This window comes from Thiorhodococcus minor, assembly GCF_010820565.1.
GTDB lineage: Bacteria > Pseudomonadota > Gammaproteobacteria > Chromatiales > Chromatiaceae > Thiorhodococcus > Thiorhodococcus minor.
On the sequence record NZ_JAAIJQ010000105.1, the window covers coordinates 1 to 16,118 of the forward strand.

Annotated in this window: 17 protein-coding genes; 13 read left to right on the forward strand and 4 right to left on the reverse strand. The window is 66.2% G+C overall.

Annotated features, from left to right (window positions below; all coding sequences use genetic code 11):
• Positions 1-15: 15 nt before the first annotated feature.
• The gene (locus G3446_RS22955; protein ID WP_164455678.1) at positions 16-2,925 is read right to left on the reverse strand and encodes an MASE1 domain-containing protein; all 2,910 of its coding nucleotides are present in this window, start codon (positions 2,923-2,925) and stop codon (positions 16-18) included.
• A 613-nt stretch (positions 2,926-3,538) separates the two neighbouring features.
• Here G3446_RS22955 and G3446_RS22960 point away from each other — a divergent pair.
• From G3446_RS22960 to G3446_RS23020, 13 genes are all read left to right on the forward strand, one after another.
• Positions 3,539-3,859 (forward strand): RuBisCO small subunit-like domain-containing protein, encoded by a 321-nt coding sequence (locus G3446_RS22960; protein ID WP_164455680.1) that lies wholly within the window; start codon positions 3,539-3,541, stop codon positions 3,857-3,859.
• A gap of 834 nt (positions 3,860-4,693) precedes the next feature.
• Complete coding sequence (locus G3446_RS22965; protein ID WP_164455682.1) at positions 4,694-6,109, forward strand: form I ribulose bisphosphate carboxylase large subunit; 1,416 nt, start codon at positions 4,694-4,696, stop codon at positions 6,107-6,109.
• 75 nt (positions 6,110-6,184) lie between these two features.
• Positions 6,185-6,526: a ribulose bisphosphate carboxylase small subunit gene (locus G3446_RS22970; RefSeq protein ID WP_164455684.1), complete on the forward strand. Its 342-nt coding sequence runs from the start codon at positions 6,185-6,187 to the stop codon at positions 6,524-6,526.
• Positions 6,527-6,745: 219 nt separating this feature from the next.
• Entirely contained in the window at positions 6,746-8,860 is a 2,115-nt protein-coding gene (locus G3446_RS22975) for an alpha-carboxysome scaffolding protein CsoS2 (RefSeq protein WP_342450203.1), read from the forward strand.
• Between the two features lie 29 nt (positions 8,861-8,889).
• Complete coding sequence (locus G3446_RS22980) at positions 8,890-10,464, forward strand: carboxysome shell carbonic anhydrase (RefSeq protein ID WP_245232699.1); 1,575 nt, start codon at positions 8,890-8,892, stop codon at positions 10,462-10,464.
• Positions 10,461-10,709: an alpha-carboxysome shell vertex protein CsoS4 gene (gene csoS4, locus G3446_RS22985; protein ID WP_164455688.1), complete on the forward strand. Its 249-nt coding sequence runs from the start codon at positions 10,461-10,463 to the stop codon at positions 10,707-10,709. Before G3446_RS22980 ends, csoS4 begins: the two co-directional genes overlap by 4 nt.
• A 2-nt stretch (positions 10,710-10,711) precedes the next feature.
• Positions 10,712-10,975 (forward strand): carboxysome peptide B, encoded by a 264-nt coding sequence (locus tag G3446_RS22990; RefSeq protein WP_164455690.1) that lies wholly within the window; start codon positions 10,712-10,714, stop codon positions 10,973-10,975.
• 112 nt (positions 10,976-11,087) lie between these two features.
• Positions 11,088-11,402, forward strand: a complete 315-nt coding sequence (csoS1, locus tag G3446_RS22995) for an alpha-carboxysome major shell protein CsoS1 (protein WP_164455691.1) — start codon at positions 11,088-11,090, stop codon at positions 11,400-11,402.
• A gap of 115 nt (positions 11,403-11,517) precedes the next feature.
• Positions 11,518-11,835 carry an alpha-carboxysome major shell protein CsoS1 gene (gene csoS1, locus G3446_RS23000; protein WP_164455693.1) on the forward strand — a complete coding sequence of 106 codons (318 nt, stop codon included), beginning with the start codon at positions 11,518-11,520 and terminating at the stop codon, positions 11,833-11,835.
• A 60-nt stretch (positions 11,836-11,895) separates the two neighbouring features.
• Positions 11,896-12,384 (forward strand): ferritin-like domain-containing protein, encoded by a 489-nt coding sequence (locus G3446_RS23005; RefSeq protein WP_245232700.1) that lies wholly within the window; start codon positions 11,896-11,898, stop codon positions 12,382-12,384.
• Positions 12,385-12,501: 117 nt separating this feature from the next.
• Positions 12,502-12,777: a 4a-hydroxytetrahydrobiopterin dehydratase gene (locus tag G3446_RS23010; protein ID WP_164455695.1), complete on the forward strand. Its 276-nt coding sequence runs from the start codon at positions 12,502-12,504 to the stop codon at positions 12,775-12,777.
• A gap of 26 nt (positions 12,778-12,803) precedes the next feature.
• Positions 12,804-13,001 carry a hypothetical protein gene (locus G3446_RS23015; protein ID WP_164455697.1) on the forward strand — a complete coding sequence of 66 codons (198 nt, stop codon included), beginning with the start codon at positions 12,804-12,806 and terminating at the stop codon, positions 12,999-13,001.
• A gap of 269 nt (positions 13,002-13,270) precedes the next feature.
• Positions 13,271-14,278: a LysR family transcriptional regulator gene (locus tag G3446_RS23020; protein WP_164455699.1), complete on the forward strand. Its 1,008-nt coding sequence runs from the start codon at positions 13,271-13,273 to the stop codon at positions 14,276-14,278.
• Here G3446_RS23020 and G3446_RS23025 read toward each other — a convergent pair.
• From G3446_RS23025 to G3446_RS23035, 3 genes are all read right to left on the reverse strand, one after another.
• The gene (locus G3446_RS23025) at positions 14,275-14,586 is read right to left on the reverse strand and encodes a hypothetical protein (RefSeq protein ID WP_164455701.1); all 312 of its coding nucleotides are present in this window, start codon (positions 14,584-14,586) and stop codon (positions 14,275-14,277) included. The genes G3446_RS23020 and G3446_RS23025 overlap by 4 nt on opposite strands.
• A 67-nt stretch (positions 14,587-14,653) precedes the next feature.
• Positions 14,654-15,286: a response regulator gene (locus G3446_RS29030; protein WP_164455703.1), complete on the reverse strand. Its 633-nt coding sequence runs from the start codon at positions 15,284-15,286 to the stop codon at positions 14,654-14,656.
• Positions 15,283-15,519, reverse strand: coding sequence for a sensor histidine kinase (locus G3446_RS23035; protein WP_342450204.1), 237 nt, complete (start codon positions 15,517-15,519; stop codon positions 15,283-15,285). Before G3446_RS23035 ends, G3446_RS29030 begins: the two co-directional genes overlap by 4 nt.
• Positions 15,520-16,118: the final 599 nt, after the last annotated feature.

Sequence of the window (16,118 nt, forward strand, 5' to 3'; positions counted from 1 at the left end):
CGACCAACACGCCGCTCAGCGCTGACTTCCATCAGCTAGCCCGATCGTGTAACCATCAAATTCGCTGACCGCACTCAGGCGTATCCGGCGCGTCGACTCCAGTCCGCCCATCACCGGCATCTGCATATCCATCAAGATGGCGTCATAGCGGTTCTTCCTGACGAGCGCCAAAGCCTCGGCTCCATTCTCAGCCGTGTCGACGATGAGCTTCAGGTCGGCAATGAGCTCCAGGGTGACCTCGCGGTTGATTGGCTCATCCTCAACGATCAGGATGCGACGGCCAGCGCAAGCCTGGATCAAGTCAGCCTGATCCTCCGGTCTGGCAACGGCTTCGGTGACCACAGTTGGCGGAGCGCCCCGCAGCAGCCTCAGGGTAAACCAGAAGATGCTGCCGACGCCGAGGGTACTGTCCACCCCCGCATCGCCGCCCATCATCTGCGCCAGCCTTTTCGTGAGAGCCAGGCCCAGCCCGGTGCCTCCATGCCGCCTGGTGATGGAGGAATCTGCCTGCTGAAACTCGGCAAAGAGCTGTGGAATGTGCTCCGGCGCGATGCCGATGCCTGTGTCCTCGACCTCGAAGCGCACCAGCACGCTGTCACCCAGATCAGCTTCGAGCAAGACCCGCAGCGTAATGGATCCTGTCTCGGTGAACTTGACGGCGTTCGTCGCGTAGTTCAGGAGGGCCTGGCGAATGCGCGTGGGGTCGCCGCGCAGATACGGCGGCAAGGGCTGGAGCTTGACTCGGAGCTTGAGCCCCTTGGTCGTCACCCGATCGGATAGGATGGAGACGAGATGCCGCAGGATGACATCGACATGGACCTCTGTCTCCTCCAGGCTGAGCTTTCCGGCCTCGATCTTGGAGAGATCGAGGATGGCTTCGATGATCTCCAACAAATGGTGACCGGCCACCTCGATCTTATCCAACCGCTCCCGCTGGACGGACGTGATGCCGTCGCGCCGCATCAGGTGTGTCATTCCGATGACGGCATTCAGCGGGGTACGAATCTCGTGGCTCATGTTGGCCAGGAACGTGGACTTGGCGACATTGGCCGCCTCGGCCTGCTCCTTGGCCTGAACCAGCTCCTGGGTCTTCTGCGCGACGAGGTCTTCGAGGTGCTGCCGGTAGGCACGGAGCTCGGCTTCCAACGCCTTGCGCGCAGTGATGTCGCTGGCGAGGCCGTCAATGATGACCTCATCGCCGATTACGCGGCGCTGGATGGCGCGATCGTGGAGCCAATGCCAGCGACCGTTTCGGTCTTGGATGCGGTACTCCAGATCGAACGCGACGCCATCCGCAAATGCGGTGATGGCCGCTTGAACCCTGGGTCGATCCTCCGGATGAATCGAGCTGCCCCACAGCAAGGGGTCGGCCTGCAGTTGACCGATCGGGTAGCCGAGCACCTCTTCGGCGCGCGCGGACCAGAAGAGTCCACCGCGTTTCTCCGAGAAAGAGTAGACGATGTCCGGGGAGCTTTCGACCAAGCTGCGGTAGCGCTCCTCACTCTCCCGCAGGGCCTGCTCCGAGCGCTTCAGCTCACTCACATCGACAAAGGTCACCATGATCTCGACGAGAGCACCCTCGGGGCTCATCACTGGACTGCCATTGACCAGCAGCCAGGTCACCTGACTCAACCCCGGCGGTATCGCACCGACCAGCTGATTCTTCAGCGGGGCGCCTGTCGCGAGTACCTGGCTCACGGGATACTGGGCAAGCTCCATCGGCTGCCCACTCTCTTCGATAAAGCGCCACCGCTCGTCGTCGGCAAGCTTACCGAGCATTGATGACTCCGAGAGTCCCAGTAGGTCGGTTGCAGCCGGGTTGGCGAGCAGAATTCGGGTATCCGGTGCATGGACGACCACCCCGGAGTCGAGGCTGTCGATCAAGGCGCGCAACCTGGCTTCACTGGCCTGCAGTGCATCAGTCTTCGCCTGCAGCGCGAGGGTCCGCTCCCGAACCGTGTCCTCCAGGCCCTCATTCGCGAGCCGAAGACGACGCTCGATCCGGCTCAGGGCGTCCACCAGGCTTTGCTGGATGTAGACGGCGATCGCCAGGATCGACACGAAAAGCTGGAGCTCGATCAGGCTGTGGTTCAGGTCGCTCGCAGCAAAAAGGCTGCCCTGGGTGACGCGGGATAGAATCGCCGAGCCGGCGATGAAGAAGACGGATGAAAAGGTGATCCGAGCGTCGAATCGAAACGTCGACCACATCGTCAATGGCAGCAGGATGAGCAGACCGAGGATGCCTGGAGCTTGGGCGAGCAATCCCAGACCATAGAAGGTCGCCGCGCTCAGCACCAAGCCATACAGCAAGATCTCGTAAAGGGGGCGCGGCAGCGCTCGATCCCGGTGCCAAGAGAGGATCAAGGGGGTGAGTATCAGTGCGCCGACGCCGTCCCCCGTCCACCAGGTCGCGAAGACTTCCCAGTAACGCTCCCAGGGGACGAAGCCGGTCGCGCACAATCCGGTGACGCCGAAAAGTGCGCTGAGCGAGGACGCCAGGCCGGCGCCCAACAGGATGAAGGCGACGACATGCTTCGCCCTGCTGAACGGATAGCCGGTTCCGGTTGTGCGGCGAATCAGCCAGGCGCCGGTGAGGGCGCAGAGGACGTCTCCGGTGCCATTGGCCGTCCCCGCAGCCAAGGCGCGCACGACGGCCTCCACGGATGTCGGCTCCAGATAGGCGGAGACGTTGCCGATGAATGCGCCGATGAAGATCCCCGGCCAGATCCAAGGTCCGCGCAACAGAACCGCAACTAGGATGATGCCCGAGGGGATCCACACTGGGGTGACGTTGCCGGGCGCAATGGCGAGGGTCTGACCGATCTTTGCGGTCACGACATAGAGCAGGGCGAGAATCAAGGACTCACGCCATTGCCGGGCAATCTGCGGGTCGAGCCAACCTCTGGCAGACCTGAATGGTCTCATCGATTTGTCCGCTGACACCTTGGCTTGAATCGATCGGATGGCGGCCGAAGCCCGTCGATCGCTGGCCCCTGAGCCTTCCACGTCGAGCGTCGGCGATCCGGAATCACACTCAGCGCCTGTTAAGGGGTGCAGACCGAGCGTTTGCGTCTGTGACGCCGAGCATGAGGGCGCTCGGGGCACTTCCCGCGTGGCGCAGCACAACCGTCCGGGGTCGAATAGGGCATTCTGCGCACCTTCTATCCTAGCCGCCTTGGTCAGCGGACGCTCCATTGATTGCTCACGCGACTTGAGATCGAGGAGTTGGGTTACAAGGCATCTGGCTACACACAATCCCAGGCGATTGCCTCGTACTAATGCTAATGCAGATTTGGATGCTCTTGGTCCTTTAGTTGCCCCGGCTCCCCCGGCCAGCGCCCCGCTCGACTGGTATCGACGCAGTTCGATACAGGGTAGAGCAAATTTTAATTTCCTAGTATTTCAATCAGGAACTACTATCCAAGTCGTGAGCAGAAAGCGCTGACGCCCTCGCGAGCCGAGGCCAGCGTCCATAGATGGCCAGCGTCGTCGCCCCGAGCCTGGCTTTTCGAGCCGACACGACCCCTGAGGAAAGACCATGAGCACCGATTCCCAAGCCCATCACGCCGCGCAGCCAGCCCAGGGCGCGCACGGCGCCGAAGCAGCCATTCTGGACCGCGTCACCAACTGCATCGACCGGAACTGCGTCATCTGCGTCGAGCACGCGCCGAACGTTGAGCCAAGGCTCGCCCGCTGGCAGGCGTGGGAGAAGCCCCGCTGCTTCGACGGTGACATTGGCACCGTCTACGCGTCGATCGAGGGATGCCGTCGCGCCCACGCCGACCATCACATCCGCTTGAGCGTCGAGAGCATGACCTGGCGCAGCCGCATGTCGCTCGTTGTCCATCGTCCTCACTAAGACGCCTGCTCAGTACCAACCTCCACCAACCGGGCAAGGATGCCCGACAACCTCGCCCCCTTCTCTCGGCCTTGATCGTCAGTTGAGCCCCTAGGGTGGACGAGCGAGAGCGAAGTCCACCGAATCCCGTGCCAGCGTTGGTGGACTGCGCTGCGCTTGTCCACCCGACTGCGGGATACCAGGTCAATCTATGATCGACGCCTCCATCCCACAGCGGGAGTCCGGGCCAACCGGTGACCGACGCCCCTTACTCCTTCGATCCAACGCTGCCGGCCAGGGAAGCGCAAAGCGCGAGGCCGGTAGTCCCGGGTAGGCGTGTGCGCGTGCGTATTGCCGTAATGACGAAGGACGTGAGTCCTTCGTCGTGAAGGCAATATGCAAAGCGCAGTCACACACGCCGTAGAGTCATTCGTCGTAGGGTCGTGCGCAGCCCGAGTGCGCCAACGGCGCTACTCGAGGCGGAGCAGCGACCCGGAGCGGGACGGCCCGGGCTGAGAAGGTTGTCGCCCTGCGCGAGTCCCGTCGGCGAGGGATCGACCCGACGGGTATCACGAGCGCAGACGCGACACTCCGGGCGCCCTCTCCTCCCACCGGCGCACTGACGCCCACCTCAGCGTCGAACGGTCAGCACCCACCGCAGGCGGACGCTCCGCGCCACGTCGCGTCGCGGAGACCGACCGCTCCCTAGGATGACGCCCCGATCCACATGACATCCTGAATCGAATCCATCGACAAGACTCGATGGATTCGATTCAGGTTATTGATTGGTAAACCACATCCGACACATCTAAATTCACCGCACATCGAGGCCGCATCCATTGAACGGAGTAAATCATGAGTACCAAGACCTACGACGCGGGCGTTAAAGACTACGCACTGACCTATTGGACGCCTGACTATGTTCCCTTGGATTCCGACCTGCTGGCGTGCTTCAAGGTCACGCCCCAGGCCGATGTGCCGCGAGAGGAGGCCGCCGCCGCCGTTGCCGCGGAATCCTCCACCGGCACCTGGACCACGGTCTGGTCCGATCTCCTGACCGACCTCGACTATTACAAGGGCCGCGCCTACCGCATCGAAGACGTCCCTGGCGACCGCGAGAGCTTCTACGCCTTCGTCGCCTATCCGCTGGATCTCTTCGAGGAAGGCTCCATCGTGAACGTGCTGACCTCGCTGGTCGGTAACGTCTTCGGCTTCAAGGCGGTCCGCGCGCTGCGCCTGGAAGACATCCGCTTCCCGCTCCACTACGTCAAGACCTGCGGCGGTCCGCCGAACGGCATTCAAGTCGAGCGCGACCGCATGGACAAGTATGGCCGCCCCTTCCTGGGCGCCACGGTCAAGCCCAAGCTGGGTCTGTCGGCCAAGAATTACGGCCGCGCCGTCTACGAGATGCTGCGCGGCGGTCTCGACTTCACCAAGGACGACGAGAACGTCAACTCGCAGCCCTTCATGCGCTGGCAGAACCGCTTCGAGTTCGTCTCCGAGGCGGTACGCAAGGCCCAGGAGGAGACCGGCGAGCGCAAGGGCCACTATCTGAACGTGACCGCGCCGACCTGCGAGGAGATGTTCAAGCGGGCCGAGTTCGCCAAGGAGCTGGGCGCGCCCATCATCATGCATGACTTCCTCACCGGCGGCTTCACGGCCAATACCAGTCTCGCAAACTGGTGCCGCGACAACGGCATGCTGCTGCACATCCACCGCGCCATGCACGCCGTCATCGACCGCAATCCCAAGCACGGCATCCACTTCCGCGTGCTGGCCAAGTGTCTGCGCCTCTCCGGCGGCGACCACCTCCACACGGGCACGGTCGTGGGCAAGCTCGAGGGCGATCGCCAGTCGACGCTCGGCTTCGTCGATGCACTGCGCGAGTCCTTCGTCCCCGAGGATCGCGCTCGCGGGCTCTTCTTCGACCAGGACTGGGGCGGCATGCCGGGCGTCATGGCGGTGGCCTCGGGCGGTATCCACGTCTGGCACATCCCGGCGCTGGTGACCATCTTCGGCGACGACTCCGTGCTGCAGTTCGGCGGCGGTACTCAGGGTCACCCCTGGGGCAACGCAGCGGGCGCCGCGGCCAACCGTGTCGCGACCGAGGCCTGCGTCAAGGCGCGCAACGAGGGTGTCGAGGTCGAGAAGAACGCCCGCGAGATCCTCACCGAGGCGGCGCGTCACAGCCCAGAGCTCGCCATCGCCATGGAGACCTGGAAGGAAATCAAGTTCGAGTTCGATACGGTGGACAAGCTGGACGCCGCCTAAGGCAGCGGACCCGGCAGCCGACAACCCGGCAACCGACACCCAGAGCCCCATTCGACCTAAGAGGACACAGAGACGATGAGCAACGCGAGCACCATGGGCGATCACGCCACGATCGGCCGCTACGAGACCTTCTCCTACCTGCCGGCGCTGAACCGCGACGAGGTGATGGAGCAGATCCTCTACATCCTGGACAACGGCTGGAACGCCTCGCTCGAGCACGAGCACCCGAGCAAGGCCTTCGAGTACTACTGGCCGATGTGGAAGATGCCCTTCTTCGGCGAGCAGGACCCGCACGTCATCCTCGCCGAGATCGAGGCCTGTCGCCGCGCCTACCCGGATCACCACGTCCGGCTGGTCGGCTACGACACCTACGCCCAGAGCAAGGGGCACTCCTTCTTGGTGTACCGGGCCCTCTGAGCCGGTCGGCGAGACGAGTGATCCATCGATCCATCCCCCAGAACTGCGCGAGAGGCAGGTACGGACATGGCTGGTAACAAAACAGGGCTCACGGGGCGGGAGGCGTCCCTCGCTAGACGCCGCGCCATCGCGGCCGGCGGAAAGACCAACCGGACGGGTCCACCCTCGAGTCAGGCCCAACCGCGGGCGAAGCAGCGTGCGAGTGCGCGATCCCGCACGGTGTCCCGGCCGGAAACGGCGCCCAAGGCAAGTCCACCACCGGCGGCGCCAGCACCCAAGCTGGAGCGGACGCGCAGGCGCAAGCCCGTGATCGACGCCGGACGCAAGCGCTCGATCGAACGGCGCGAGCGGCTGACGCAAGGCAAGCGCACCACAGGTGCGCAGCCCTCGGTCGACCTCAAGGCGCGCACTCAGGGGTTGAGCGGCCGGGATGCCGCGATCGCTCGACGCCGCGCCATCGCGGGCGTCGAGGAGACAGCACCGCAGGCGGCCTCGGCCTCCGAGGCCGCACCCGCACCGTCGCGGCGCGAGCGGGTGAAGGCCGCGTCCGCGACGCTGGAGGCAACACCCAAGCCGAAGGCGTCGAGCGAGCGCCGCGCTCGGCCCGGAAGGGCCCGTGCCGGCAATGCCAATAAGGTGAGCGCTTCACGCGGTCGCATGGCCTCCATGGCCAGGCGCGCAGCGGCCGCCGAACGCGGCAAGACGGGCGTCGAGGCCATCGGCGGGCGCTCGCGCAACGCCGCTGCCACGACCTTGATGCGTAACGCTGGCGTCAGCTCGCGTGAGATCGCCAAGAAAGTGCGCGAGGAGCGTTGCGAGCGCGGCAAGTGCGACACCACGGGACCGCGCCCCACCGGCCGGGCACGCAAGTCGGCGCGGGGCGAGTCCGCGGGTGGTCCGCACAAGGTCGAGACCAGCGAGACTGCCGCGGGTCAGTCGGTGACCGGGACCAAGGTTGGGCGCGCGAAGCGCACCACTGGTGACGAGGCCGGCAGCTGCCGCAGCGTGACGGGCACCGAGTACATGGGTGCCGAGGTCTTTCAGGAGTTCTGCGGCTTCACGCCGGAGCCCGCACCCACCCCCAAGACCGGGGCGACCCTGACCGCGGGCGGGCAAGACATGACTGGCTCGCAGGTGGGTCGCAGCACCAAGGTCACGGGCGACGAGACGGGCGCGGGGCGCACGCTCACAGGTACGCCCTACACGGCCCCCGGCCCTGAGGGCGCCCCGCCCAAGGTCCAGCAGACCGAGACCTATCGCGGGCGATCGGTGACCGGCTCCCTGGTGGGGCGGCGCGAGCGCATGACCGGCAACGAGCCCGGTACCTGCCAGCGCGTGACCGGCGACGAATACCTCGGCGCCGAGCAGCTCCAGACTTACTGCAAGACCAAGCCGGAGCCAAATCGCGGCCCCAAGGTCGGGGTCGACGCGACCTGGCATGGCCAGCAGGTCTCCGGCACGCAGGTCGGCCGCTCCAAGCAGGTGACGGGTGACGAGCCCGGGTCCTGCGAGATCGTCACAGGGACCTCCTACCTCGGAGCGGGTAGCGTCCTCGAGCACTGCGGGCCCAAGACCGCCGAGGCCATGGCACGGCATGCCAGCCGGCCGAGCGGCTCTCCCGGCGCCGCCCTCACCGGCCTGCAGCCGGGCATCGGTGGCGTCATGACCGGCGCGGCCAAGGGCGAATGCCAGTCGGTGACGGGCACCCCCTACGTGGGGCTCGACCAGGCCTTCGCGGCCTGCGGCGAGGGTGCGGAGGCCACCCCGGGAAGTCCGGACTTTCCGCAGCCGATCCACGGCGGCAACTGGGACGACTTCAGCGTGAGCACGCCAGCGCGAGTCGCGCAGACCAAGAAGGCCGCGCGCAGTGTGACCGGCACCGCCTATGACGACGCCCCGGGGCGCATCACCGGCCCCTTCAACATGGCGAATGACATGGTGACGGGCACGGAGAACTTCCGCCAGCGCGGAACCGCAGTGACCGGCTCGGGCATGGCGAAGCGCCCGGCCGCGGCCGCCACGACGCCGGCCGAGGAGCCAGCGCCGATTGCGGACGAGCCACAGCGCCCGCGCATCACGGGCGAGGGCATGGACGGCGGCACCCGCATCACGGGTGACGACTGGGGCCGCAACGAGCGCGTGACCGGCACCGAGGGCACCTCGTCGACTGGACGCAACCCGACGCGACGCGGCTCGCCCATGGGTCCCTTCGCGGGTGCGAGGGCCTTCCGGGACGCACAAGACCGCGACACGCCCGAGCTGAACGTCACGGGCAGCAGCGGCAGCACGGACCGCGGCGCGCTGGTGACGGTGTCCGGTGGGGCTAGGGGCTGATTGGGCAAGGGGATCGAGGAGCATCCGACATGAATCCCAGAATGCAATCCCGGCGTCGCGCGCGGGCACCGATGTACAGCAGTGTCAACGGCCCCCGCGCGACGCCCCCCGCCCCCGCACGCCCGGCTGTGCCCACGGCGCCGGAGGCCGCGCCAGCGTTCGCCGCAACCATGGGGGCGGCGGCGTCCGCCCCAGCGGTGGGCGGACAGCACCCGCTGACCCGCCAGGACGAGAACAGCCGCTTGCGTGCCTACGAGACCGGGATCAAGGACGCCTTCGCGCACATCGTGCCGACCCTGAAGCGGATCGCGGCGCGCCAGCACGAGCCGGACTTCGAGACCTGGGCGCAGGAGGAGGCCCGCAAGGCGCTGGGCGTCACCTTGCCGGCCGACGCGCTGCGTGATGCCTGGATCGGGCACTTGGATATGCGTGCGATCTTCGCCCACGCCTATTTCGAGACCTTCAAGGCCTTCAGCAACGGCTACTTCGAGACGGACCCGCTGGAGACCCGGCGCCAGTCGCCGACCTTCCGCGACTTCCTGCTCGAATGCGGATTTCACGCCATGAACGTCACGCCCTGCTCGGACGGACGTCTGGCACACACCATCAGCTATGTGCTGCGGCTGCCCATGGGCGCGGTGCGCCGCAAGTCCTACGCCGGCGCCACCTTCGACGTCGAGGAGGCCCTGCAGCGCTGGTCGAGCGTCGAGCTGAGCCGCTTCCGCGAAGGCGTGCCCAATCTGGCGGACGCGCCGACCCGCTACCTCAAGGTCGTGGCCTATCACTACAGCAGCCGCGACCCAGAGCATCAGGGCTGCGCGGCGCACGGCAGCGACACCCGCAAGGCCGCGACCGCAGGGCTGGAGCAGCTCCGGGCCTTTCGCAAGGCGGTCGAGAGCAGCTACTGCTGCGGCGCTTCCATCGAAGTGCTGCTGATCGGCATCGACACGGATACGGACCGCCTGCGGGTGCACTTTAAGAACGGCGCCGGCGAGCCCGACCTGGATCGCTTCGTCGACGCCGGGGGCCTCTATCGCGAGACCCAGCGGCTCGACGCCGACGCCGCCCGTGCCCGGATTCGCGACGCCATCGCCAAGCCGAGCGACGGCGGGCTGGCGCCGGAGGCCGGCATGCAGCGGCTCATGGCCAGGCTGATCGAGAACAACCTGTCGCAGATCGACTATGTGCGCGCCTACGAGGGCGAGCACTACCCAGACGCCGGGCACGAGGAGCGCTTCATCGGCGTAGGCACGGACTTCGAGGAGATCCATCTGCGCAACCTGACCTACTTCGCCTTCATGAAGACCCTGGAGGAAGGCGCGCCCAACCTGGACGTGGGCATCAAGATCTTTCGCAAGCTGAATGTCAGCCATGGACTGCCCATCCCCATCGTGCTGCGGTTCGATTTCTCGGGCCAGGTGCCGGGGGCGCGCGAGCGGGCCATCCAGCGTTGCGCCCGGGTCGCCGAAGCCATCGGCGCGCGCTATCCGGAGCTGGCCGAGCAGGGCTTGATCCAGACCTACTGGACGGTGCGCGATACCAGCCGACCTGGCCCCATCGAATGCGTCGGCGGATCCCTGCCGGGCCTGAGGAGCTGCGCATGAAGATTTGTCAGGTCGAAAAGCCCCTGGTGGCGACCAACCGCATTCCGGGGCTGGAGCATCGCCACCTGCAGGTGGTGCGTGACGGCAGGAGCATGGCCGTCGCCGTGGATGCCGTCGGCTGCACGCCGGGCGATTGGGTGATCTGCGTCGGCAGCTCGGCGGCACGCGAGGCCGCGGGCCACAAGGACTACCCGAGCGATCTCACCATCGTCGGGATCATCGACCACTGGGAAGGGGAGGAGTAGGCATGGACATCATGCAGGTCGAAGACTCCCTGGTCTGCACCCGACGGGTGCCCGGGCTGGCAAGCGTGTCCCTGCGCGTGCTGCGCTCGGCATCGGGCAGCCGCGCCGTCGCCGTCGACACCGTCGGCGCCCGGCCCGGCAACTGGGTCTTCACCATCAGTGGCTCGGCCGCCCGTCTGGCGGTCGGCAAGGAGATCCTGACGGATCTGAGTATTGCCGGAATCATCGATCGCTGGGAGGAGGATTCGCGCGGGGAATCGGGCTAATTCCAGCGGGGGCGGGGACGCCCTGAGCAACAGACTGACTCGGCGAGAGCCGCTTTTTTTGAACGAAGCATCTGAAACAAGCGAAGCGTCTGAAATAGAGGAGCGATACGCAATGGCCAACGAGTATTACGGGATTGCATTGGGAATGATCGAGACCCGCGGTCTGGTGCCCGCCATCGAGGCGGCCGACGCCATGACCAAGGCCGCCGAGGTGCGCCTGGTTGGCCGGGAGTTCGTCGGCGGCGGCTATGTCACCGTGCTGGTGCGCGGCGAGACCGGCGCCGTCAACGCCGCCGTGCGCGCCGGCGCGGACGCCTGCGAGCGCGTGGGTGACGGCCTGGTCGCCGCCCACATCATCGCCCGTCCGCACCGCGAGGTGGAGCCGGTCCTGCCCATGGGCAGCCCGGAGAGCAAAGAGGCGGCCTAATCAGCAGGGTGGACAAGCGCAGCGCAGTCCACCAGACCCGCCACGACATTCGGTGGACTTCGCCCTGGCTGGTCCACCCTACGACTGATCTTTTTTGATGTGAGGAATAGCAACCATGGCCAGTGAAAACTACGGAATCGCGCTCGGCATGATCGAAACGCGCGGATTGGTGCCCGCCATCGAGGCGGCGGATGCGATGACCAAGGCCGCCGAGGTGCGCCTGATCGGTCGCGAGTTCGTCGGCGGCGGCTATGTCACCGTGCTGGTGCGCGGCGAGACCGGCGCCGTCAACGCCGCCGTGCGCGCCGGCGCGGACGCCTGCGAGCGCGTGGGTGACGGTCTGGTCGCCGCCCACATCATCGCCCGTCCGCACCGCGAGGTGGAGCCGGTCCTGCCGGAGAAGCCGGCGGACATGGGCGCGGCACGGTCGTGAGCTGACTAGGGTGGACCCGCGCGAGCGACGTCCACCAAGGTGTCTCGAGGAGTCATGCGCATGACGGCAACACGTCCGATGGTCAGCCCAAGCCAAGTGGTCGGCCCAAGGGTGCTCGGCTACCTGGGGCGCGCCATGAGCCATGAGATGAGCGCCGTGCAGCAATACCTCACGCACGCCGGACTGGCGAGACTGTGGGGCCTGGACGATGTCGCCGAGCACTTCCGCCGCGAGGCGGCGGAGGAGCAGGAGCACGCGGAGCGTCTGACCAACCGCATGCTACAGCTCGGCGCCATGCCCAACGCCTCGCAGCTCACCCCGGTGCGCGCCGGACCCTCGCTGATCGAGCTGCTGGAGGCCGATCGACTGCTGGAGCTCCGCGCGGTGGATCTCTACCGGGAGGCGGCCCAGTATTGCGCCCAGATCAATGACGCCGAGGACCGCGCCCTCTTCCACGCCCTACACGACGAGGAGCTGAGCCACGCCCGCGAGATCGAGGCCTGGCTCGACCGCCTGCGCCGCGAATATGCCCAGGCGTGGACCCGCTGAGCCCTTAGGCATCGCGGGGTGGACGAGCGAGCGCGAAGTCCACCAGAGACCCCGCCGAGACAGGTGGACTGCGCTGCGCTTGTCCACCCTACGTAATATGAACGACTGGAGGCAGCTATGACCACTGCACAAGGTACCTGGAAGGAGCGCAAGCGCCCGACCCGCTTGGAGCGCCGCTTCGAGTTCTCGGACTACGAGGAGACCCGCGAATTTCTGGAATCACTCGCCGACATCAGCGAGGCCACCGGGCGCTATCCGGACATCAGCTTCGGCCGCACCCATGTCAGCCTCACCATCCAGGCCGACGAGGCGACCGGGGTCATTGCAGACGACCAGCGGGACTTCGCGCGTCGCGTCGACGAGATTGCGGCCGCCGAGCCCGCGATGGCTTGAGCGGCCGCGGCCCAAGGAGCTTGCCCATGACCAACGACACACAGCCTCCCGAGCAGGCGCCGGAGACTCCGGCCGCCGCGGCCGAGGCGAAGCCCGCCCCCAAGCCCAGGGCTCCGGCCGCATCCACCAAGCGCACGAGTACGCGGCGCGCGGCATCTCGCCCAGCGGCCAAGACGACCTATGACCAAGGCTACCGCTCGACCCATCGCGTCTGGCCCGATTGAGCATCCGTGACCGGCTCGCCCAGCTTGCCCTGACGTCCAAGGCGCGGGCGTCGATCATCGATTGCTCCGGCCTCCGGCTGCAGGCTGGACAAGCACAACGCAGTCCACCACGGCCGGCGCGGTATTCGGTGGACTTCGTTCTGGGGGGTCCACCCTGCCGGTCCAACTGACGATCAAGAGCAAGGCACGCAGAGCCACAACCGTCGCGGACGCCATGCCGAACGCCGGGGACTGAAATCGCTACCATCGCACCCCACTCCGAGCCGCCTATGTACGATCCAACGCTCAATCTGGTCCGCCATGTCAGCCTTCGCCAGCTTCAGGTGTTCGAGGCCATCGCCCGCCTCGGCAGTTTCACCAAGGCGGCGGACGAGCTCTATCTGACCCAGCCCACGGTCTCGACCCAGATCAAGCGCCTGACCGAGGTGATCGGCCTGCCCCTCTTCGAGCAGATCGGGCGGCGCGTCTATCTGACCGACGCCGGACGCGAGCTGGAGACCGTAGTCAAGGAGATGTTCGGCGTCCTCGATCGCTTCGAGATGAAGGTCTCGGACCTTAAGGGGCTCAAGCAGGGCTACCTGAAGCTCTGCGTCATCACGACCGCCAAGTATTTCGCGCCCGAGGTGCTCGGCCGCTTCTGCCAGCGCCACGCCGGCGTCGACGTCTCGCTCAAGGTCACCAATCGGGACAGTGTGATCGAGCGCTTGACGACCAATAAGGACGACCTCTACATCCTCGGACAGGTGCCGGACCGGGAGCTGGAGCTGGCGGCACACGCCTTCGCCCCCAACCCCCTCTATGTGATCGCCCATCGCGATCATCCGCTGGCGAAGGAGCGCAACATCCCCGTCTCGCGGCTCGCCGAGGAATACTTCATCATGCGCGAGCCGGGCTCGGGCATCCGCGATTGGGTACTGAAGATCTTCGAGGACGGCAACGCCAAGCCGCGCGTGCGCATGGAGCTCGGCAGCAACGAGGCCATCAAGCACGCCATCTACGGCCAGCTCGGCGTCTCCGTGCTCTCGCTCCACACCCTGGCGCAGGAGAGCCAGCACACGCAGCTGCGTATCCTCGACGTCCAGGGATTCCCGATCGAGCGCGAGTGGTACGTGGCGCACGCCAAGGGCAAGGAGCTGTCCGTGGTCGCCCGCGCCTTCATGGCTTTTTTGGACGAGGAAGGCAGTCACCTGCGCAAACAGCTCGACAAGACCTATGCCCGCCTGACGCGTGATTGGGAAGGCAATGGCAAGGGCGCCGCTATCAACGCCGCGTCTTAGGTTTGCCGGCCGACTCGCGGATCGGGTCCCACGGGGACCGAGCCGCGATCCGTTCCTCCCTGCACTGGCGCCTGCCGTGGCAAGCGCATGGTGAAGGTCGCCCCTTCGCCGACCTGACTGGAGACGGCAACACTGCCGCCCAGCACCCCGCTCATCAGGTTGTAGACGATATAGATGCGTAGGGTGGACGAGCGAGAGCGAAGTCCACCGAAGTCCATGCCGGCGCTGGTGGACTGCGCTGCTTGTCCACCCTCGGGGGCGACTGGCCGATCGCCTTGAGCCTGAAAGCTGGGCCTCGCCCAAAGCATTGTTTGTCTTTGCGTCCTGTGCGCCTTCGCGCTTCGATTTGCCGATGTTGGCTGGGGCGTTCGGGGCTCAAGACAGCAGGCCGTGCTCCATGGCGTAGCACACCAGCTCCGCGGCGGACTTGAGCTCGAGCTTCCGCAGGATGCGCATCTTGTGGGTGCTCACGGTCTTGGGCGAAAGGTGCAGGGTCTCGGCGATGGCGCTCAAGCGCTCGCCCTTGATGAGGTGCAGGAAGATCTCGTACTCGCGGTCGGAGAGTAGCTCCCAGGGCGCGGCATCCGCTCTGGCGTCGCGCTCGAAGACCAGCTGCTCGGCCAGCTCCTGCGAGATGGCACGCCCACCACTCGCGACCTTACGCACTGCATCGAGCAGGGCCACGGGCTCGCAGTCCTTGGTGACATAGCCGCTCGCGCCTGCTTTGAGCGCCCGTGCCGCGACCTGGATCTCTCCGTGCTTGCTGAGCACCTGCACGGGAAGGCTGGGCCAGTTGCCCTTAACGCGCTTGACCAAGTTGACCCCGCTGAGACCGGGCATGCTCATATCGGTCACCAGCAGGCCGAAGGACTCGGCCCGCAGGCGCTCGACCACCCCCCAACCGTCCTTGGCCTCGCCAGCAACCTCGAGGTCTGCCCCAAGGCTGAGCATCTGGCGAATCCCTTGGCGTACCACGGCATGATCGTCGGCGATGAAGATGCGGATCACGGGGTTTCCTCCTCTCCGCTCAGCGGCAAGGTAATGCGCAGGCGTGTCCCCTCCCCCGGCTGGCTGTCGATGCGCGCACTGCCGCCCTCGATGAGCACGCGCTCACGGATGCCCATGAGCCCAAAGGACTTCTTTTCGCGGACTACCGCGGGATCGAAGCCGCGGCCATCGTCCCGCACCTCGAGGCGCAGCATGGCCTGTGCCCCCTCTGCCAGGAGAGGTGTCGCCTCCATGGCTTTCAAGGTCACATTTCGTGTCGACTTCAGCGGTCCTCATGTCACGTGCGACAGGTCTAGCTTCCCGTCTAGCGTTGCGCGAGCAGGCGCGCGACGGAGACATGGGGTCTGCTCGGATCGTGCGTCCGCGTCGGTGGGCGCTTCTTGGGTCCGCGTGAATGCTTGCGGTACTTGCGCAGTTGGACATGCTGCGCGGTAGCGAGCAGCCAGCCGGAGTGTCGCGTCTGCGCTCGTGATACCCGTCGGGTCGATCCCTCGCCGACGGGACTCGCGCAGGGCGACAACCTTCTCAGCCCGGGCCGTCCCGCTCCGGGTCGCTGCTCCGCCTCGAGTAGCGCCGTTGGCGCACTCGGGCTACGCACGACCCTACGACGAATGACTCTACGGCGTGTGTGACTGCGCTTTGCATATTGCCTTCACGACGAAGGACTGACGTCCTTCGTCATTACGGCAATACGCACGCGCACACACCTACCCGGGACTACCGGCCTCGCGCTTTGCGCTTCCCTGGCCGGCAGCGGCGGCCATGGCGGAGGGCGTGAGGCGATGAAAGAGCGCCCATTCCTCGGGGGTGACCAGCGTCCCGAGGCTCTCGT

What these genes read in the sequence shown, in the direction of transcription:
- G3446_RS22955 (WP_164455678.1), bottom strand. Translation starts at nt 2,925, where the DNA reads ATGAGACCATTCAGGTCTGCCAGAGGTTGGCTCGACCCGCAGATTGCC.
- G3446_RS22960 (WP_164455680.1), top strand. Translation starts at nt 3,539, where the DNA reads ATGAGCACCGATTCCCAAGCCCATCACGCCGCGCAGCCAGCCCAGGGC.
- G3446_RS22965 (WP_164455682.1), top strand. Translation starts at nt 4,694, where the DNA reads ATGAGTACCAAGACCTACGACGCGGGCGTTAAAGACTACGCACTGACC.
- G3446_RS22970 (WP_164455684.1), top strand. Translation starts at nt 6,185, where the DNA reads ATGAGCAACGCGAGCACCATGGGCGATCACGCCACGATCGGCCGCTAC.
- G3446_RS22980 (WP_245232699.1), top strand. Translation starts at nt 8,890, where the DNA reads ATGAATCCCAGAATGCAATCCCGGCGTCGCGCGCGGGCACCGATGTAC.
- csoS4 (WP_164455688.1), top strand. Translation starts at nt 10,461, where the DNA reads ATGAAGATTTGTCAGGTCGAAAAGCCCCTGGTGGCGACCAACCGCATT.
- G3446_RS22990 (WP_164455690.1), top strand. Translation starts at nt 10,712, where the DNA reads ATGGACATCATGCAGGTCGAAGACTCCCTGGTCTGCACCCGACGGGTG.
- csoS1 (WP_164455691.1), top strand. Translation starts at nt 11,088, where the DNA reads ATGGCCAACGAGTATTACGGGATTGCATTGGGAATGATCGAGACCCGC.
- csoS1 (WP_164455693.1), top strand. Translation starts at nt 11,518, where the DNA reads ATGGCCAGTGAAAACTACGGAATCGCGCTCGGCATGATCGAAACGCGC.
- G3446_RS23005 (WP_245232700.1), top strand. Translation starts at nt 11,896, where the DNA reads ATGACGGCAACACGTCCGATGGTCAGCCCAAGCCAAGTGGTCGGCCCA.
- G3446_RS23010 (WP_164455695.1), top strand. Translation starts at nt 12,502, where the DNA reads ATGACCACTGCACAAGGTACCTGGAAGGAGCGCAAGCGCCCGACCCGC.
- G3446_RS23015 (WP_164455697.1), top strand. Translation starts at nt 12,804, where the DNA reads ATGACCAACGACACACAGCCTCCCGAGCAGGCGCCGGAGACTCCGGCC.
- G3446_RS23020 (WP_164455699.1), top strand. Translation starts at nt 13,271, where the DNA reads ATGTACGATCCAACGCTCAATCTGGTCCGCCATGTCAGCCTTCGCCAG.
- G3446_RS23025 (WP_164455701.1), bottom strand. Translation starts at nt 14,586, where the DNA reads ATGCTTTGGGCGAGGCCCAGCTTTCAGGCTCAAGGCGATCGGCCAGTC.
- G3446_RS23035 (WP_342450204.1), bottom strand. Translation starts at nt 15,519, where the DNA reads ATGGAGGCGACACCTCTCCTGGCAGAGGGGGCACAGGCCATGCTGCGC.